Genomic DNA, 19,413 nt, shown 5'->3' on the forward strand with positions numbered 1-19,413 from the left:
TCTGCTATAAATTCAGTTGGTATCCCAGTTCCTTGATATTGATATATATTATGAATTATTGGTTTATACTTTTTTGTGCTATTAGTAATAATAAACTTTATTAAATCAACATCATATAATAATGTTACTTTGTCAATATTAACATCAATATTTTCAATTATTATTTGTTTTTGTTCTATTTGACCATTAGTAATTCTTATATTAGATTTAGTTAATTTATTATTACTTATAATAAGTTGTTTACTATCGATAAAATAATATGTTCAATCAATAATATATCATGTATCTGTGTTAATATTTTCATTTTTAACTTTTTTTCATAATGGACTAGTTTCAATATTAAATCAATTATTTTTAACATCATTAATATTTTCATTTGTTTTAATTAATTCACTATTTAATTTGGTAATTTCATTTTCATTTGTAGTAATTCGTTTTTGTTGTTTAGCAGAAAAATCGGGACTTTCCTAAAAACTGTGTTTTTTAAATAAATTTTAGTTGTAAAATCACTAAGTTACACAGATTGCTGGAAAGTCCCAAAAAATCACAAGTTGGAGCATGAGTAAAATCACCAATTTGTGGATTGTTTTGTAATGCTTCTGGTGGTAATGTACCAATTTCATCTGGTCAATCTAAAATCATTGTTTCAGTTTTTGGGTCATATTCAGTTGCTACATATCCTTTATTTATAAAGTTTGTAACACGACCCCTATATATCTCATTTTCATTATCATCAATTAAATCATCATATAACTTCATTTGTTTTGATAATGTAAATTCTTTTTGTTGTTCAATTAGTTCATCAATTTGATTTCTAGTATAAAATGCTTTTAAGTCAATTTTTTCAACATCTATTTCATCGTCATTATAACTTGAAAATATTTGTTTTAATTTTGTTAGTCTTGCCCATATTTTCATTCTACTAGGTGCTAAATCTCAAACGTTAATTGTTGGAATACTACTTGCACTAAATTGACTACCATTATTAAATTGAATAGTAGCATCAACATTAAATTCAATTGGTGTACGATTAAATACTCAGTGTTCAACCATTACATAAACCATATCTCTTAATGTTTCTTTAATTAATTCATCTTTAAAACTATCAAAAGGAAATTTAGATAAAATAAAATCAAGATAAGCATTAATATCATTTTGAGCACGAATAGCAAATGTTTTAAATCAATCATTAACATTAGGTCATGTTTGTATATATTGTTGTGGTGTTTCTGTAATTTTTCCAGTTAATGGATATCAGTTATTATAATTTTCTAAACTGACATCAGTTCAAAGTTTATTAATCATAATTTATCATTCCTTAAAAAATGCTTTTTTATAATGCTTAGTTTTTGTTTTAGTTTTTCTATGTGATATATGGATAATTTCTTTTTGTAATTTTTTCTTACCTTTTTCTACAACTTGACTATATGCAAATTTTTCTAAATGATGTAATAATCCTGTACCAAATAAAGTATTAACTGAAAATTTTAAACCAACTCTTTTAAATGATTTATTAATATTTTCAATAGGATTATTAATAACATTTACTACTTTATGATAAGTCCTTACTATTCTAAATATTTCTCTATATACTTTAAAACTATCTCTAATTACTTGTTGCACTACTGGTGGAGCAAATGCTATTGCTTTTAATCATTTATTTTGATTAACTCCATAACCAATGTATCAACCACTATATCAACGATATCAATGGAATGGATGTATTTGAGTAACAAAAGTTTCTGCTTTAAGAATACTATCAACAACTGTAATTGGTTTATATTTAGGATTGCGATGATAAATAGTAATTGCACATTTATCTAATGATAAAGGTTGAATTTTACAACCCATAAATACTGGGGAATTTAATGGAATTAATTGTGCATGTTTAATTGCTTTTTTCTCTGCACTAGTAAATAAATCAGTTGCTTTTTCTTTTAATTGATTAATTTTTTCAAATGCTTGTTTTTCTAATTTTTCAAATTTTTCTTGTAATTTATATATACTTTCTCGTAATTTTTCAAAATATGGAGTATCTTTTCAAAATTTATTTAAACCTTTTTTTAAATAAAATCTAATATCAAAATACTTAAAAATTTTATTTGCATTTAAAAAAATCTTATGAATTGAACTATTTTTAAAATTAAATTTAATAGCATTAGCACGAATTTTTTGTAAATCTAAAATTAAAGTTTTTCCATATCTATTTTCTGAATGTATTGTATGAACTAAATTTAATCAATCATGTTGGTTGATAGATAGTACTTTTTTTAAATCAGTATTATATTTTTTTAAAAAGTTATTTGCTTTTTCAATATCTTTGATTTTAAATTTAGGAGTTAATTGTGGACTTAATTTTATTAATCTATTTTGTAATAATAAATAATCTTTTAATTCTTGTGCTTCTAATTTTTGAAAATTATTTTTATATTGTCTTTCAGCAACATAACCCAAATTTTGGATTATTGTTTCACGATTAGGAGTAAAACTATAATTCATTAAATAACGTTTGTTACCAATAATTTTATCTGTTAAAATTTCTTTTCCACTTACTTGACTAATAATTTCTTGTAAGTTTTTTACTTCTTTAATACCAACTTGTTCTAATGTTTTAGTTTTTTGTGCTAACTTAATAAATTTAGTTGTACGATAACCACGACTAATTTTATTAAGTCCAGCAAATGCTGGTAATATATTAAAAATAGTATTTAATGGTGTTACATTTCCTTTTAAATAATCATAAACTTGATTAATAGTAAAATCAGTTAAAAACTCTACACCAACAGCACTAATACTAGCAATTAAATCACTTGCACCTAATCCAAGTGTAAAACTTTCACTTAATCCACCAGTAAAAGGAGCAAGTGCTACTGCTATAACTTGTACACCAATCATTTCTAAAATTTCTCATCATAAACTTTTATGTTCTTGTTGTTGACTTATTCTAGTATATTTTGGTTTATTTATGTTTAAAAGTATTGCTGTATTAGTTGTACCAATTGGCATAATTAATTTCCTTATTTAAGATTTATTTTAATTGGATTTGTTGAACCTTGATAATTTTTATCAGTGTCATTAGCGGTGATTACTACATATAAATCTCCTGCTTTTTGGTTTTGATTACTTACATCAATTTGACCTTGGGTATCACTAAAATAATTAATAATTGGAGTTGCTAAATTTGGATTTAAATTATTTAATTCAGTTGTATTTTTAATTGTTGTATCTAATAATTTATTCTTTTTAGTAGTATCAGCAGTAATATTAGTTGTTAATGTTGTAATTTCTGCACTTAAATATTTTTTATTAACAATACCACATAACATTCATCTTGATTCTGTTTCTGAGTTTGACATATAAGGAATAGATTCTCCTGTTACTTGTCCACCAACTAAATATCTTTTAGGAACTTTACCATCTTTAATATCTTCAACATATATACTAGTTTGTTGTAGCATATATCTTTTCATTGCTTTTGGTGTTGCTAAAACAAAGTTCATAATTTGATTTTTATTTTCAGTATTTTTAAATGTCATATAATCATCCATAACAATTTGACATAATACACCTTTAATATATAAATTTGTTCCATTTAATCTTAATTGTTGTGCTAATTGATTATCAGTAATTAAACCTTTATTATCTGCTAAATAAACTAAACTATCATAAAGACTATTTGTTATAAAAAATTTACAATTATTACTATTTCTTAATTGAAATAAAGTATTTCATGCTGATAACATTGATTTTAAATATCCTACTGGTGTTGTATCAGTAATGTATACTTTTTTGGCAGATTTAGCAATTGTATTTGTATCATTATTTGCTAAATAATCTGCTAAATCATTAGCAACTTCATATTGCATACTTTCTAATAAATTTTGCCCATTATCTGCAAATAAATCAACTTCACCAATCATTTCCCCTGTACTGGCTTCTTTTGTAATTACTTTATTAATTTTATCAGTATCAACATAACCCACTTCTAATCCTTTACTTTTGTCATTTCAATGAAGTATTTTGAATGTTGGGTCTTTTGGTTTTTTAACTATAAATTCAATGTTTGTAGAATTAACCATTTCAATTGGGAAAAAACTTGCTCATGGACTATTTGATTGTTTATAAAATTCTATAAATTCAGGTGCTTCTACTAATTTTGTAGTATTATCTAAATTTTGTTTAAATGGTACTGGATTTGGCATTTTAAATTTTCCTTTCTTTTATAAATTATTTTTCTTTTTATAATCTAATAAACTACTTTTTATTGAAGTTTGTTCATTTGTTAATATTGTTTCTTGTTTACCGCCTGTATTAATTGGTTCTTTAAATACTGGTTGTTCTTTAATCATTTTTTTAATAGTTTCTTCAATTTTTGAATTTTCTATATTACTAGTTTTAAATTTTAAATAATCATAAAATTCTTTTTTAACTTGATATTTTTTAAATATATTAATCATTTCTTTTTCTTTAATTTCTTGATTAAGTTTATTTAATTTATTTTCTAATTCAACAATTTTGGTTTCTTGTTCTTGTTGTAAATCATGATTTTCAGTTAAAGGTTCATTTGTTTCTGAAACATTAGTTTCATTTTCTAACATTTAAATCACACCTTTATTATTTATTTTCTTTATTAATTTTTTCATTTAATTTTGCTAATTTTTTTTGATGTTTTATTACTTTATTATTTGCTCTAACATGTTTTGGAGTTGAAATAAATCTTTTTAATAAAACAATAATTTCTCGACAAATTAATATACCCGTACTTATTCCAATTGTTTCAAGTGCTTTTAAAAATTCTTTCATTTTTATATTTTCCTTTCTTCTATATTCTATTTATTGGTACAGTAGTTGATTGATAAGGTCTTCTATTTGCATCAAATATTACATCTTCTGTTTCATTTGAATGATAACTATTTATACTTGCATTATCATTTACTAATCTTGATGTTTCATTAGTAAATGGTGTTTCTTGCATTTCAGTATTAATATGATTAGTTTCTATTGGTAGTAAATTATGGATAATTTCACTTCTTCCTGCAACTATTGTTGGAATAGCATAAGCATTATTAAAGTCATTATTAATACCCATAGCAACACCACTTGAAATTAATGCTCCACCAGTAATCATATTTGCAATTTTTCTTACATTTTCAAATTTACTAGGTATTAATTCAGTAATTCCTGCAATTAAATTAGCAATACCATATGAATTTAAAGATAAATATGTATCTCAATCCATTAAATTATTATGATTATTATTTGCATTTAATAATAAATTTGGTGGTCATGGTGGAGTATCTGTTGTTGTAGTACTTGGTGTTGTACTAGTAGTTATAGGAATAGGTGTTGTTGGATTAACTGGTTCAATTATTTCATGTATAAATTTACTATAATTTGCTAATCCAATTGTTCCTAATCCTAATAATATTTTTTTAGAACTATTAAGTAATTTAGTTTTAGTACTAGGCATTTGATTTAAATTTCATATATCAATTCCTAATTTCTGAACTTGTCAAGAAAAGTGGACAATAAAAGTAACCTTTTATTAAATTTTATAAAATAGCGTTTGTAAGTGTTAAATTTATAGGTATGAACTAATTATTTGTTGGTTTGGAATGAGCTAATCGATATTCGATTGGACTCATTCCTTTTAATTTTATTTGAGGTCGATAATTATTATAAAAGTAAATATATTTAGGTAAGTTGTCTTGTATTCATTCAATAGTTCTATTTTTTCTTGGAATTTGATATAGAAATTCTGTTTTCATTGTTCCAAATCAAGTTTCAGTAGCACCATTATCACAGGAATTACCTCTTCTAGACATTGAAATTTTTATTTTTAATTCATCACATAAAATTTTATAAGAAGGATTTGTATAGTGAAATCCTTGATCTGATTGTAAAATTCATGAAGTAGGTTTTTGAGCATTAACTCAAGCTTGGATAATGTTTTGGACAACAAATGTCATGTCTAAACTTGCACTTATTTTATAATCTAATATTTCATTATTATGAAAATCTTTAACAATTGATAAATAATATGTTTTACCATTAGTTAATAAATAAGTTATATCAGTACCTAATTTTTCATTTAAATTAGTAGTTGAAAAATCACGTTTTAATAAATTATCATATCTTAAACTTCCTGATTTAGTTCTATAATCAAATTTTTTTATGCGAACCTTAGCTTTTAAACTCATATTTTTCATATATCTATATACAATATGAAATTTTAATTTTAAATTATAAATTTTGTTAATTCATAAAGTTATCATTTTATAACCATAAATTTCTTGAAATTCATAAAAAATATTTTTAATTATATTAGCTAAAAATGTATCTCATTTATTAAATTCATTCATTCCATTCTTAATTCACTTATAATATCCTGATTTTGAAACATTTAATAATCAACATAAATAACTAATCTGATATTTTTTCTTCAATGAGAAAATCACAAAATATTTCTTCTTTTTTGTCGATTTTTCTAAATACTTTTTTATATCGTTCATTGCCTCAATATATTCAATTAATTCTTGTTTTGTCATTTCATTAAAATTTAAAGATTTGGGTCGACCTGTTCTTTTGGTTTTTTTAGCACGAATTCCATTGCCATATTCTAAACCTTTTTCACCTAATAATTTATATGCTTTAATTCATTCTTTTATTGATGATCGACCAATACCATACTCTAATGCGGTTTTATCAATTGTTTTAATTTTACTTATTTTTATTATTTTTAACTTTTCTTCTTTTGATAGTCATTTAGCCATAAAAAAATGAACACCTTCCTTAAAGTATTTTTAACACAAAGGTTACAATTCTGTGTCTACTTTATTCTAGATGTTCATTTCTTACTAAACAATAAAGCATTAATACTTCCTAATACTGGAGTTTCTAATAATTGACCATAATAAGCACTTGTACCTATCATTGCTGATAAGGGACTTATTCCAGTTCTTATTAATTTCATTAATGTATAATTATTTGATTGTACAATGGTATCATTTGGCATTTTCATCTACTCCTTCTAAACTTGTTCTTTTTTTAATAAATACTTCTACTCAACCTGTGTAATTAATATTATCTCCCACTAAAATAGCAGTATTTGCATGAGGTTGAGAAACAACTAAATATTCAGCAATTACATTAGGATATTTTCATAAAATCAATGCTTTTATATCTTTACTATCTGTTAAATCATTTGGATTTGGTGAAAATATTTCTATTTTATCTTGACCAAATAAATCTTTTAATTTAATCATTATCAAATTCACCATCCTCTATTTTCATCATTAATTCATCTAAACGACTAATTATTTGATTTAATTTCATATAACAATATACAATTTGTGATTTTTCATAACAAATTTCTTTCATTAATTTTTCTTTATTCATTATCAAAATCACCATTTTTTATTTTTTCTACCATTCTATGGTAACAACATACAGATATTATTAATTCATCTAATTTTTTTTGTAATTGTTCTGCTTCTTTATTTTGTGATTTTATAATTTCAGTGTAATATTCAATTATTTTTTCTTTGTTCATATTTATATCTCCTTATTTTCAATTTGATTAGCAATTGAATTCAATAGTTTTAATACTTTATATTCATTTTTTAAATCTTTAATTATATAAATTAAAAATATTATTAATGTTATACTTGTTATTAATATTGGTACTATTAATAAAATTTTTCATAATATCATTTTTTACTCTTTTCATTTTTTAAATCATTTAACATTAATTGAACAAAATGCACGATTTTTAGGAATGTTTAAAGTGTTAAAGATTTGACCAGTTACAATAATTTCATCGTTTTTGTTTAATAAAATACAGCGTCTATAAAGTTTTGGTTTATTAAAAATTAAAGTAACATAGTTTAATCCATTTCATTGACCACGAACACTATAATATAATTCTTTGTCACCTTTTTCATAATGCTTTGCTTCAATAGTGTTACTCAGTTTTACTGTTAATTTGACATAATTTGCTTTCTCTTTCATTTTTATAATTCCTTAAATAATATTGAATATGCTTATATGCATCTTGTTCATGTTTTGTTAATTTTATATTTCCTTTATAATTTTCTATTTTGTTTTTATTTTTAGGATGATTTTCTAAATAATCTCAATTCATAACATCTTGTACTAATACCATTAATGCACCAATAATTTTAGGTGTTGCTAATGGATTAGTTAATAATTGTTTTGAACTTAAAAAGAATTTTGGGACTTTCCAGCAATCTGTGTAACTTAGTGATTTTACAACTAAAATTTATTTAAAAAACACAGTTTTTAGGAAAGTCCCAAAATTCTACAATAACTAATATTTTTTTATCAATAAATTTTTCTTGAATTAATTGCAATTTTTCTTTATACATATTTTTAGTTCATAAAACAGTTAATGTATTGAATGTTCCATTAAAAACAATATTATTAGTTTCATTTGAATATATAACAATTCCATTATTACCAATACCAGCAGGGTCAATTCCAATAATTAAGTCATATTTCATTATTAATCAAATTCTCTGCATTGTATTTTATTAATTAAAATTTTAATAATATCAATTGAACCTTTTAATTTATTTAAATAATATATGTCTTTTTTTTATTATATTGTTCTATATCACTATCTAAAATTAAATTTAATCAACTAATTAATTTTTGTTTATCCATATTTATACCTTCTACTTAACCTAATATTTAAAATACAGTCATAACAAATTGCTTTACTATTTTTATCTCTTAAAAAATATTTTCTTGTTTTTATATCATTAGTATTAAAGAATAAATAATCTAATTTATTTTGTTTACATGTTCAACAAAAATACTTTTTCATTATGAGTTGAAATTTCCTTATAAGAAGTAACTATATAATTAATTGGTAAATCATCATGTTTATATGGATTATTTATTTTAAAGCCTTTTCTGTTTTCTTCTCACGTAATGTTATATTTAAAACAAGGATTAGTAATTTTAGTTTTGTTATCTGTTATTTCACCCATAAATCAACTATTATGCTGTTCATAAAATGTTAATTGTTCAAGTTTTATGTCATTAAGATAATATTCTTTTGGAGGGGTTGATTTATTAACAGTTATTTTTTGGTCTTTAATATATGGTTCTAATAATTTTATTAATTCATTACCACTTAATTCTCTTTTAATATTTTCTAAATTAAAAACTCAATATGTATATTTATCATCAGCAATAAAACTATTATTTTTAAGCATTCATTTTGGACATTGTAATTTATATTCACCATAATCAATAAGAATAGATTGTAGTCTATCTTTTACAATTTGTTCTTTTTTAAATTCTATTTGCATAATAATTCTTTCCTAATATGTTCTGTTGCTTCTAGCATAAAGAACATATATTTTTATTTTTAGATTATTAATAATACTACTATTCGTTTTATTCATTCCAGCAATTCTGGGCTCAAAAATAAATTGTGAAATTTTAAAAAACATTGAGGCATTCGATTCAATATTTATTTAATTTGCGTTTAGCAAATTAATATTTTAATTGAACCGGCACCGCTCAATTTTTTTTACAAGTTTGAAATTTATTTTCTCGCCCAAAAAATTTTTCAAAAAAAAATAAAAAATAAAACCAACACTTGCTCACTTGGTAGTGGCAAGGTTGGTTAAATAAAGAATAATAGTTGGTCCCCACTCCGGGTCTATATATACTAGTTTCCAATCCGCTCCCACCCCAAGGATTACCATTAAATGGTTAGTATATTTTATTAGGCATCATCCACTTTTTATTTATTCATGCAAGTCCACATGCTAGCCACTATTTTGAACAACTGTGTTGTGGTTCACTTTTTTAATTCCTTAACACGTGTTGATAATAGTATTAAAGACGGTTATTAAAAATTTTAAAATTTTACAATTACAAAAAAAGACGATTTTTTATTCTCGTCTTTTGTCATTTATTTTTAATTTAAGGGTTTAAAAAAAATTAGGAAGTTATTTTTGAAAATGATTAGTTATCGACATCTTCGACACGCTCCCTATTTATTTGATAGCATTTAAAATTAACCATTTTTGTATACATATCAATGTTATATGTTCTATCACCAATCATTTTTTTTAAAATTTGTTTAATATTAGTTTCAGTAAAGCAACCAATATTTTCAACTAGTGCTTGGTTTAATACACCATCTTTTGCATTAATAAAATAACCAACTTTTAATTTTTTATATTTTAAAGTTAATGATTGTAAAAAATCAATTAATTCATAATATTGACCTTTGGAAAATAAATTTATTGCATTTTGATAGTGTAATTTAGCAATTTTATCTTTTTTTCTTCCTGCCATTATGCCAAGAAATAAAACATGGAAAGCATGAAATTTATCTAAAATAAATTTAGCATTTAAAATTGTAGCAGTTTTTTTAATTCATTTTGCACTATCTCCACAAACTATTAAATTTGCTTGGTCAAAATTTTCAAAAAATAAATTACCATATTTTTCAATTAATTTTGCAGTTTTTTCAGCACCAATTTCTGTTTTTGATACTCTTATTTGACATGCTGCTCTTTTATTAATTAATTTACCATTCTTCTTTTTGCCAGTACAAAATACTAATAACCTCATTGAACATTTTTTACAATTTTTAGTATTGTGTTTTTCATTAAACTTAAATTTTCGATGACCATCATCAATATTGATGTATAAATTTTGATTTGGTTGTAATGGTATTTTGGGAATATTTGCTTTTGGTAATTCAAATTTTTGATATGTTCTACAAACTGTACTATTACTTATTAAATCTTCAATAAAAGTATCACAAACATCACGATACTTTTTATCATCAGCAAAATATTTTAAAATTTGTTTAATAACATTTGGTGCAAGCTTACTATATTTTTTAACACCAAGATAATTATCTAATAAAGATACGTATTCAGTTTTTTGTTTTTCTATGTTATAATAAGTACAAATACGTCGTTTATAATTTAGTAAACCTTTTTTTGTTTTTAATTTTCTTTTTCTAAATCTATATGATTTATATTCAGATTTATTACATGTATTTCATAAATAATCATCTATTTTTTGAAATAACTCTTCTGTTTGTTTTAAACTTAATTCATCTTGATTAAAATCGTGTTTGTCTCAATCAAAATGATTAGGGAATGGCAATATAAACATTTTTAATGTTCCTTTCTAAATTTGGTTTGTTAATAATTTAAGTTTATTTTTTTTAAAATGAGGAGTAAATATGGCTTTTATTACTAGTTATGCACAATTAAATAAAAAATATAATCTTAATTTTAGTGATAATAATTATGGTTTTAGTTGAGATATTTTTAAAGAATTTGTTGGTGATGAATGAGCAGAATATTTTACTACTAATTGTTTTTATCGTTTTGTTCCAACTGCACGTGGAACAAGAAAAACTTGAAACTGTTTAGCATTTGATTTATTTATATGCTGTAATTTTAGTGATAGTAGTGTTCAAGAAGTAAGACGCTATGAAAATACTCATAGTGAAACTACAATTGGTGCTTTAATGAATGTTTGTCAAGTTTTATTAGATACATATAATATTAATTTATTACCTAATAATCCACATGGTATTAAATGAAAAATAACTAAGGATGGTGGATGTATTATTTTTCCTAATAATCAACAAATTGACTTTATTGGTTATGCTAATGGTAATAAAATTTTTGGAAAAGAAGCAGGCGGTTCAAGTTTTTTAGGTTCAAGAACAGATGAAATTATTATGGCAGAAGAAAAAGAAACTTTGACAGAAAAGCAATTAACATATCGATATGAAAGATTACAAAACTCTATGTTTAGAAGTAATCGTATTAAAGTATCAAAAGAACCTATTAAAGAGTGAAGTTGAACATTTATTGATAAAAATATATATAGTTCTACTTTTGGAAAATTGATTACTCGTTATTTTTATAAAAGTTTTTTCATTACGTTTACATGTAATCCATACGATAAATACTACCCATTTTATTTAAAATACTGTACGCCATTTTTACCATTAAATGATAAAGTGATGGAAAATCTTAAAAAAGTTGGTAAAATTTATTATGAAAATCAAGATATGTTTAGTGGTTTAGGTTTATTTGTTTTAAGATTTACTATTCAACCATTTTGAAATAAATTACCAGATATTCAAAAAAGAACATTATTAGAAATGAAAAAAAGTAATCCTGATGAATTTAATACTGTTTTTTATGGTTTTGAATTTTTAGATAGTGATGCAACAATTTTTCCATTTCAAAAAACTGTAAAATATTGACAATTATATGAGTTAAAACAATTTTATAATCAAGAAAAAGATATGTATAAATTTGATTTTTATAGTGTTGGCATTGATTGAGCTACTGGACCAAAAGACCATACTGTGTTTATGGTAGTTGGTTTTAAAGAATATAATAATACTGGTTATTATGATGCTTATATTATTTGTGAATTAGTAGTTACTCCAAATGACTTTATAAATGAAAATGAAAAAATTAATGCTTATGCAAATGAAATTTTAGGATTAATAGACAATTTTGAGAATTTTGAACAAGCAATTTATTTTTATGATGATAAAGCAAGAACAGCAATTGATTGATTAAATCAAAAATTAATAGATGAACATAATACAATTTTAATAACACAAACTGCTATTAAACATACTTCTAATTTAAATCAAGAAGCCAGATTAACTAATAGAGTAGTTTGAATGAGAAATATTATGAGTTATGGAAACTTTTATGCAAATAAAGATGATTTACCAAAAACGACTCAATGTTTAGAAGAATTACGTTATGATGAAACAAAAACTAACATTCCTGACAAAACTATGTATCAAGACCCTTATGATGCGTTGTTTTATGCACTATATCCATATAAAAATGTAATTAGGGGTAAAAATAATGCTACTGTGAAAAAAAGTATCTTCACATTTGCAATATAACAAATAAGTTATATATAATTAATAGTATAGATATCATAAAATAAACGCCTTTAATTTAGGAGTTATTTTTGTTTAAAAGCATACTTGTAAAAATTTCAAAAAATGCTTACAATTAATCAATAAAATGTTAAAAATTAAGGAGTAAATTATGATGAATAAAGAAAAATCATTAAAAGTTGTAAATAATTTGAAATCTTTAAAAAAGATTTTACAAAATGAATGTTGTTTGTCAAAGTAAAAATTGTAATAACAAATGAAGTAATATTGTATTACTAGAATTAAAATCAACAACATTTAGTCTTTTTCTTTGTGAAAATCATGCAATTAATTTAGAATATGAATTATTACCAAAATGATTAAAAACTTGTGAAAAATTAAGAAAAAATAAAAAGGAGAGATTTATTATGAAAACATGAATAAAAACAAATTTAAGTAAAATAACATTAGCATTAGCACTAACTGGTGCTACAACTGGAACAATTGGATTAATCATGGGGGGTGCTTACCCATAATATGGAAAATTACTATTTAAAACCAAATGGCGAAAAAGTATATGGAACAACAACTATTTGATGAAATAAATTTTTGAGTCCAAACAAAACTTCTTTATACTTCAATACTGTAAAAGAGCATAGTGAAGATATAAAATGAGATGGTAAATATACACAAAATTATTTTAATAAATAAAATTTATTGATATATAATATTTTTATAAACTTTATATAAGTTTTTAACTTATTGTTTTATTAAAAATAAAATGGTTATCTTATCTTGAAAGGAAGAAATTTTATGATTAAAAATGTATTTCAACAAATGTATAAGTATTCTAATAAAAATATATTAAGAGATTTGCGAGAAACCAAAAAAATAATTGATTTTATAGAAACATATAAAATTAATTGTAAGGGAGACCCAGAATTTGATGGTCTTGATAAATCAGACATTAAAGAAATTTTTGGTTTTATGTGAAAAGATAGATTGATTGATGAAAAAGAAAAGTTCATTAAACTTGGTTTAGACTATATTAATCAACCAATTACCTTTTCAAATCAAAAAGAATTAAAAAAATTTTTAGATAACACAAATTATATTTTAAAACAAAATAAATTTTTAACAAATCAATCAGAGTGAAATATGAAAACAGGAATAAGTTTTAAATCTGAAAAACTTTGAGATGAAAAACATTTATCAAATTGTAAAGATGAAATAAATTCTTTTGATTTACAAAATCAACAATTACCAAATAAATATAAAAATAACGCACTTAAAATATAATTTAAATTTCTAAATTTATATAAGAAGTATTTTCATTATATTTATCAAATAAATTAATATTAGTTAGGTTTATTTCTTCTTTATTAGTTATTAAAATTAAATCATAATTACCAGCACCAAATATCCCACTAATTTCAATCCGATTTAATTTATTAATCGGATTTCTTGCTTGTAATTCAAATTCATTATTATTATCAATTTGTGAAATTTCTTTATAAAATTCTAATTTTGAAAATAATTGAGATTTATTTGAACCATATAAGTTTAAAGCATTTTCTACTTTATTATTGCTAATAATTGTTCTTGTAAAGTATTTACCATATTCACCATTACCTAATGTCCAATCTGCTGGAATTAATGACGGAATATTATTATTTTCTAATTCATTTGTAATAGATAATCAATTAAATTGGTTATCATCTAGTTTAAATAATTCATTTTGACTAATGTCATTATTTTTTAATTTAATATTATTAATATCAGTGAAATCAAAATATTCAGATTTTAATATTACTTTTATATCTTTAAATTCTCAAATTTCATCAGTAGTAGTATGTATAGGATTAGATTTTAATTCAAAATAATAAGGTAACAATAATTTGTAATCATCATTTAATCCTTTATTAATTGACACTACTGAATAAATATTATTTGATAACATTAATAAGGGACTTTCCAGCAATCTGTGTAACTTAGTGATTTTACAACTAAAATTTATTTAAAAAACACAGTTTTTAGGAAAGTCCCCATAATTTTGTTTAAATATTTTTATTTGTTCTAAATCAATATAATTTGGATAATCTAATTTTCATTGTTTAAATAAATTAGTAATTACATCATCTGGCTTTTGTCCTTCAAATTTAACTTTTAAATAAGCAATATGGTTATTTGGACTACCATTTTCATATTTTGCTCCATCAAAATTACGATTATAATTATATGTATAAGTTAGCATGTCTAATAATACTTTTTGTAAACTATCAATTGGTGGTCTATCTTTTATTTCAAGCTCAACATCATGAAATTTATTGGTTGTAGAAATAAATAAATTATAGTTACCTACTAAAAATCATGACTCTAATTTTTTATCTTTTAATTCTATTTCATCAGATAATGGTCATACATGTAAATTTTTAGAAACATCATAACCTAATTTAGCGTTTGTTACTCTTGCATTATTAATAATTTCTTTTCTTGTTTCAGTTCCCCCACCAATAGCAATTAAATCTAAAACTGATTTTTCTTGTCCTATAAATTGTTTTGCTAATTTTCAAGGTAAAATTTGTTCGCTAAATCATTGTTGTAATATTCTAACTTTTGGTTGAGTTTCAATGGGCATTGATAATAGCGGAAAAGCTATCTTATCTTTAACAAATAACTTTGGGTATACTTCCATATTGTCAACTTCACCAAGTACCTTTATATTTCCGAAAATCATGCTTCTAGGTGCTTTAATTTTTAAACCAGTAACTTTTGTATCTTTATCTAATGGTTTTTGTAATTTAATAATAATTGGATAACCATCTCTTGTTTTAAAATCTTTAATTTTAATAATAGTTATACTTTTAGTACTTCTTGTTTTTGGATTTTGATATGGTTGTGAATAATTATTAATGATATATAAATCATCAATATTATTTTCAGTTATGGGTTCATTAATAGATACAGCATATAACTTAAATTGATTTAATAAATTTATTTCTTGGAAAATTAAATTTTTAATATCAGTCATACTATATTCAATTGTATTATCATTAATATTGAACATCTAGAATAAAGTAGACACAGAATTGTAACCTTTGTGTTAAAAATACTTTAAGGAAGGTGTTCATTTTTTTATGGCTAAATGACTATCAAAAGAAGAAAAGTTAAAAATAATAAAAATAAGTAAAATTAAAACAATTGATAAAACCGCATTAGAGTATGGTATTGGTCGATCATCAATAAAAGAATGAATTAAAGCATATAAATTATTAGGTGAAAAAGGTTTAAAATATGGCAATGGAATTCGTGCTAAAAAAACCAAAAGAACAGGTCAACCCAAATCTTTAAATTTTAATGAAATGACAAAACAAGAATTAATTGAATATATTGAGGCAATGAACGATATAAAAAAGTATTTAGAAAAATCGACAAAAAAGAAGAAATATTTTGTGATTTTCTCATTGAAGAAAAAATATCAGATTAGTTATTTATGTTGATTATTAAATGTTTCAAAATCAGGATATTATAAGTGAATTAAGAATGGAATGAATGAATTTAATAAATGAGATACATTTTTAGCTAATATAATTAAAAATATTTTTTATGAATTTCAAGAAATTTATGGTTATAAAATGATAACTTTATGAATTAACAAAATTTATAATTTAAAATTAAAATTTCATATTGTATATAGATATATGAAAAATATGAGTTTAAAAGCTAAGGTTCGCATAAAAAAATTTGATTATAGAACTAAATCAGGAAGTTTAAGATATGATAATTTATTAAAACGTGATTTTTCAACTACTAATTTAAATGAAAAATTAGGTACTGATATAACTTATTTATTAACTAATGGTAAAACATATTATTTATCAATTGTTAAAGATTTTCATAATAATGAAATATTAGATTATAAAATAAGTGCAAGTTTAGACATGACATTTGTTGTCCAAAACATTATCCAAGCTTGAGTTAATGCTCAAAAACCTACTTCATGAATTTTACAATCAGATCAAGGATTTCACTATACAAATCCTTCTTATAAAATTTTATGTGATGAATTAAAAATAAAAATTTCAATGTCTAGAAGAGGTAATTCCTGTGATAATGGTGCTACTGAAACTTGATTTGGAACAATGAAAACAGAATTTCTATATCAAATTCGAAGAAAAAATAGAACTATTGAATGAATACAAGACAACTTACCTAAATATATTTACTTTTATAATAATTATCGACCTCAAATAAAATTAAAAGGAATGAGTCCAATCGAATATCGATTAGCTCATTCCAAACCAACAAATAATTAGTTCATACCTATAAATTTAACACTTACAAACGCTATTTTATAAAATTTAATAAAAGGTTACTTTTATTGTCCACTTTTCTTGACAAGTTCATATTAGTACTTGCTCTTTGATTTAATTGCATAGTAAAATCAGATTTCAACGGGACTTTCCAGCAATCTGTGTAACTTAGTGATTTTACAACTAAAATTTATTTAAAAAACACAGTTTTTAGGAAAGTCCCGAGTATCCTTTATTTAAAAATAAAGAAAAAGATAAGAAACGTATTTTAAATTTAACTACTAATTTTAATAAAATATTAGATAGTGTTATTGAAGAATTAAATAAAAATAAAAAAAATATTATTAAATATGATATGTTTGCAGCGATAACAAATGCTATTAATAAGTTTAAAAGCTTGAATATTAATAACAATATTATTGATGCAGCAGTTACTACTGATTTTAGTGAAATAATTAATAATGGTATTATTGTTCCTCATTTCAATAAAGGTGTTAATGAAGAAAATATTAATAATTATTTCTTTTTTGATAGCATTCACCCTAATAAATGAGCACATAATATTATGGCTCAAGAATTAATTAAATTAATAAATGATAATAAGAATTAATTAGAAATATTTATTTATAAGAGTTATAATTTTGTTATAAAGGAAAAAAATAAATATGAAAAAAGAATGAGTTAAATTAATTAAAGTAGACTTTATGCATGGTGTTGAAGAACCTTGATGTAATAACAAAGGTGTTGCAATATTACCATTTATAATTAAAGATGATGGTAGTCGTTATTTTATGCAAACATGTGAGAGTAATCCATTATTTAATAAAAATAGGTTGGGTAAATATAGTTCAATTACTGGTGGAATGGAAAATAATAATCCTTTGGAAACAGTTTATAATGAAATGAGAGAAGAAACTGGTATTTTTTTAACAAAAGATACACCTATTTACTTTTTAGGTACTCATTATGCTTCAAAAATAAGCACTAAAGTATGATATTATTATGCAATTGATTTAACTGCACTTAATTTGGATATTAATGATAAATATTATGGTGTTGGTGATGGAACAATAGGAGAAAATAGTTTATATAGTAAATTTATTCCTGAAACAGAATTACGGTTTTCAAACGATTCTTTTTCTCTGACAATTTATGGTAAGTTATTCAATTCTATAAGTCATAATTGTTTTAAAAACATTAATTTTAAAACATTATTATTAAACAATTATTGCGATTCAAAAGCAGAAATATTTAATTCTGCAACTAATAATAATTTGAAGAGAAATATTTTTATTTCGGGTATAGCTAATAATTATGAAGAATTTGGTACTATAAAGAAAAGTAAAAAATTTGTATTTGATTTATCAAATTTCTTATGTAAAGAAAATAAGAAAATAATAAATGCATTTGGAATCGGCGTTGGTGATGAAATAGTAAGTGGTGCTGTTAAGTATGCTAAAGAAAATAGTATTGTTTTGGATAAAATTCTTGATGTATGACCATTTCCGCAACAACTTAAAAAAAGTTGACCAGAATATCGTAATCAGTTAATAGATAAAGCAGACATTGTACTATTTATTTTTGGTAATAAAATGGATGAAAATAATAATATTGTTTTATCAAAAGGTGTATTAAATGAATTTGAAATTGCTAGAAATAAAAATAAAATAATAATTCCTATAGCTTCAACTGGTTATGCTGCTAAAGAAATATTTATAAAAATAGAAAATGATATAGAAAATTTTAAATATTTAAAAGATTATTTACATGTTCTTAAGAATGAAAAAAATGCTGCAAAGATAGTTAAAACTATTATTCAAATTTTAGATAATATTAACTAGTAATATTTATTTATATTTTATTTCTTGGTGGTAATTGTGGAGGCGTACCACTTCCAATTGGACTTAGTTGTCCTAAATAATTAATAAAATGATAATCTCATTTTTCAGAAACTAAATCACCAGTATTTTTTTCATTTTTATTTTTATCAATAGTTTCATAAATATGATTTAAATTTTGATTGATAGATGATGAGATAATATTTTTTAATACTAATTCAAAAGGAATATAGTTGCTATTCATAAAAAGTTAACACCAATTTCTAATATTTTAATGTTTAATAATTTTTTATTATATTATTCAATAGTTTTTTTAATGTTTTTAGAAACTTATGTA

At 22.7% G+C, this 19,413-nt stretch carries 27 protein-coding genes; 8 read left to right on the forward strand and 19 right to left on the reverse strand.

Annotation, left to right across the window (positions count from 1 at the left end; all coding sequences use genetic code 4):
- Positions 1-483 precede the first annotated feature (483 nt).
- The 7 genes from ACQH20_RS06135 to ACQH20_RS06165 form a co-directional block, all read right to left on the reverse strand.
- Positions 484-1,305 (reverse strand): hypothetical protein, encoded by an 822-nt coding sequence (locus tag ACQH20_RS06135; protein WP_425376872.1) that lies wholly within the window; start codon positions 1,303-1,305, stop codon positions 484-486.
- A 3-nt stretch (positions 1,306-1,308) separates the two neighbouring features.
- Complete coding sequence (locus tag ACQH20_RS06140; protein ID WP_425376873.1) at positions 1,309-3,006, reverse strand: hypothetical protein; 1,698 nt, start codon at positions 3,004-3,006, stop codon at positions 1,309-1,311.
- A gap of 11 nt (positions 3,007-3,017) precedes the next feature.
- Positions 3,018-4,202 (reverse strand): hypothetical protein, encoded by a 1,185-nt coding sequence (locus ACQH20_RS06145; protein WP_425376874.1) that lies wholly within the window; start codon positions 4,200-4,202, stop codon positions 3,018-3,020.
- An 18-nt stretch (positions 4,203-4,220) separates the two neighbouring features.
- Positions 4,221-4,598 (reverse strand): hypothetical protein, encoded by a 378-nt coding sequence (locus ACQH20_RS06150; protein WP_425376875.1) that lies wholly within the window; start codon positions 4,596-4,598, stop codon positions 4,221-4,223.
- 16 nt (positions 4,599-4,614) lie between these two features.
- Positions 4,615-4,803: a hypothetical protein gene (locus ACQH20_RS06155; RefSeq protein WP_425376876.1), complete on the reverse strand. Its 189-nt coding sequence runs from the start codon at positions 4,801-4,803 to the stop codon at positions 4,615-4,617.
- 19 nt (positions 4,804-4,822) lie between these two features.
- On the reverse strand, positions 4,823-5,470 hold the full coding sequence (locus tag ACQH20_RS06160; protein ID WP_425376877.1) for a hypothetical protein: 648 nt from the start codon (positions 5,468-5,470) through the stop codon (positions 4,823-4,825).
- Between the two features lie 124 nt (positions 5,471-5,594).
- Positions 5,595-6,773: an IS3 family transposase gene (locus ACQH20_RS06165; protein WP_425376543.1), complete on the reverse strand. Its 1,179-nt coding sequence runs from the start codon at positions 6,771-6,773 to the stop codon at positions 5,595-5,597.
- Positions 6,774-6,779: 6 nt separating this feature from the next.
- Between ACQH20_RS06165 and ACQH20_RS06170 the strand changes: the two genes are divergently transcribed.
- On the forward strand, positions 6,780-6,914 hold the full coding sequence (locus tag ACQH20_RS06170; protein WP_425376878.1) for a hypothetical protein: 135 nt from the start codon (positions 6,780-6,782) through the stop codon (positions 6,912-6,914).
- Positions 6,915-6,983: 69 nt separating this feature from the next.
- Here the strand turns inward: ACQH20_RS06170 and ACQH20_RS06175 are convergent, their stop codons facing one another.
- From ACQH20_RS06175 to ACQH20_RS06215, 9 genes are all read right to left on the reverse strand, one after another.
- A complete protein-coding gene (locus tag ACQH20_RS06175) occupies positions 6,984-7,265 on the reverse strand; it encodes a hypothetical protein (protein WP_425376879.1) in 282 nt (93 codons plus the stop codon).
- Positions 7,258-7,398, reverse strand: coding sequence for a hypothetical protein (locus ACQH20_RS06180; RefSeq protein ID WP_425376880.1), 141 nt, complete (start codon positions 7,396-7,398; stop codon positions 7,258-7,260). The genes ACQH20_RS06175 and ACQH20_RS06180 overlap by 8 nt, the downstream gene beginning before the upstream one ends.
- Positions 7,391-7,552 (reverse strand): hypothetical protein, encoded by a 162-nt coding sequence (locus tag ACQH20_RS06185; protein WP_425376881.1) that lies wholly within the window; start codon positions 7,550-7,552, stop codon positions 7,391-7,393. Before ACQH20_RS06185 ends, ACQH20_RS06180 begins: the two co-directional genes overlap by 8 nt.
- A gap of 2 nt (positions 7,553-7,554) precedes the next feature.
- Positions 7,555-7,713, reverse strand: a complete 159-nt coding sequence (locus ACQH20_RS06190) for a hypothetical protein (RefSeq protein ID WP_425376882.1) — start codon at positions 7,711-7,713, stop codon at positions 7,555-7,557.
- Between the two features lie 3 nt (positions 7,714-7,716).
- Entirely contained in the window at positions 7,717-8,010 is a 294-nt protein-coding gene (locus tag ACQH20_RS06195; RefSeq protein ID WP_425376883.1) for a hypothetical protein, read from the reverse strand.
- Complete coding sequence (locus ACQH20_RS06200; protein WP_425376884.1) at positions 7,964-8,164, reverse strand: hypothetical protein; 201 nt, start codon at positions 8,162-8,164, stop codon at positions 7,964-7,966. The genes ACQH20_RS06195 and ACQH20_RS06200 overlap by 47 nt, the downstream gene beginning before the upstream one ends.
- 121 nt (positions 8,165-8,285) lie before the next feature.
- On the reverse strand, positions 8,286-8,543 hold the full coding sequence (locus ACQH20_RS06205) for a hypothetical protein (protein WP_425376885.1): 258 nt from the start codon (positions 8,541-8,543) through the stop codon (positions 8,286-8,288).
- A 276-nt stretch (positions 8,544-8,819) separates the two neighbouring features.
- Positions 8,820-9,338 (reverse strand): hypothetical protein, encoded by a 519-nt coding sequence (locus ACQH20_RS06210; RefSeq protein ID WP_425376886.1) that lies wholly within the window; start codon positions 9,336-9,338, stop codon positions 8,820-8,822.
- Between the two features lie 664 nt (positions 9,339-10,002).
- Entirely contained in the window at positions 10,003-11,172 is a 1,170-nt protein-coding gene (locus tag ACQH20_RS06215; protein ID WP_425376887.1) for an Mbov_0401 family ICE element transposase-like protein, read from the reverse strand.
- A 70-nt stretch (positions 11,173-11,242) separates the two neighbouring features.
- Between ACQH20_RS06215 and ACQH20_RS06220 the strand changes: the two genes are divergently transcribed.
- From ACQH20_RS06220 to ACQH20_RS06235, 4 genes are all read left to right on the forward strand, one after another.
- Positions 11,243-12,949 carry a hypothetical protein gene (locus tag ACQH20_RS06220; protein WP_425376888.1) on the forward strand — a complete coding sequence of 569 codons (1,707 nt, stop codon included), beginning with the start codon at positions 11,243-11,245 and terminating at the stop codon, positions 12,947-12,949.
- Between the two features lie 215 nt (positions 12,950-13,164).
- Complete coding sequence (locus ACQH20_RS06225; RefSeq protein ID WP_425376866.1) at positions 13,165-13,461, forward strand: hypothetical protein; 297 nt, start codon at positions 13,165-13,167, stop codon at positions 13,459-13,461.
- Between the two features lies 1 nt (position 13,462).
- Complete coding sequence (locus ACQH20_RS06230; RefSeq protein WP_425376867.1) at positions 13,463-13,636, forward strand: hypothetical protein; 174 nt, start codon at positions 13,463-13,465, stop codon at positions 13,634-13,636.
- 102 nt (positions 13,637-13,738) lie between these two features.
- Positions 13,739-14,224, forward strand: a complete 486-nt coding sequence (locus ACQH20_RS06235; protein WP_425376889.1) for a hypothetical protein — start codon at positions 13,739-13,741, stop codon at positions 14,222-14,224.
- Between the two features lies 1 nt (position 14,225).
- On the opposite strand, the gene ACQH20_RS06240 is transcribed toward ACQH20_RS06235, so the two are convergent.
- Together ACQH20_RS06240 and ACQH20_RS06245 are read right to left on the reverse strand one after the other, a co-directional pair.
- Complete coding sequence (locus tag ACQH20_RS06240; protein WP_425376890.1) at positions 14,226-14,906, reverse strand: hypothetical protein; 681 nt, start codon at positions 14,904-14,906, stop codon at positions 14,226-14,228.
- A 36-nt stretch (positions 14,907-14,942) separates the two neighbouring features.
- Positions 14,943-15,992 carry a hypothetical protein gene (locus ACQH20_RS06245; RefSeq protein WP_425376891.1) on the reverse strand — a complete coding sequence of 350 codons (1,050 nt, stop codon included), beginning with the start codon at positions 15,990-15,992 and terminating at the stop codon, positions 14,943-14,945.
- Positions 15,993-16,062: 70 nt separating this feature from the next.
- Between ACQH20_RS06245 and ACQH20_RS06250 the strand changes: the two genes are divergently transcribed.
- The 3 genes from ACQH20_RS06250 to ACQH20_RS06260 all read left to right on the forward strand — a co-directional run bounded on the left by ACQH20_RS06250 (position 16,063) and on the right by ACQH20_RS06260 (position 19,079).
- On the forward strand, positions 16,063-17,241 hold the full coding sequence (locus tag ACQH20_RS06250; RefSeq protein ID WP_425376892.1) for an IS3 family transposase: 1,179 nt from the start codon (positions 16,063-16,065) through the stop codon (positions 17,239-17,241).
- Positions 17,242-17,635: 394 nt separating this feature from the next.
- On the forward strand, positions 17,636-17,848 hold the full coding sequence (locus ACQH20_RS06255; protein ID WP_425376893.1) for a hypothetical protein: 213 nt from the start codon (positions 17,636-17,638) through the stop codon (positions 17,846-17,848).
- A 55-nt stretch (positions 17,849-17,903) separates the two neighbouring features.
- Positions 17,904-19,079 (forward strand): hypothetical protein, encoded by a 1,176-nt coding sequence (locus ACQH20_RS06260; RefSeq protein WP_425376894.1) that lies wholly within the window; start codon positions 17,904-17,906, stop codon positions 19,077-19,079.
- 10 nt (positions 19,080-19,089) lie between these two features.
- Here ACQH20_RS06260 and ACQH20_RS06265 read toward each other — a convergent pair whose 3' ends face one another.
- Complete coding sequence (locus ACQH20_RS06265) at positions 19,090-19,320, reverse strand: hypothetical protein (RefSeq protein WP_338980027.1); 231 nt, start codon at positions 19,318-19,320, stop codon at positions 19,090-19,092.
- Positions 19,321-19,413: the final 93 nt, after the last annotated feature.

Source organism: Spiroplasma endosymbiont of Aleiodes alternator (assembly GCF_964031135.1).
Taxonomy (GTDB): domain Bacteria; phylum Bacillota_I; class Bacilli_A; order Mycoplasmatales; family VBWQ01; genus Spiroplasma_E.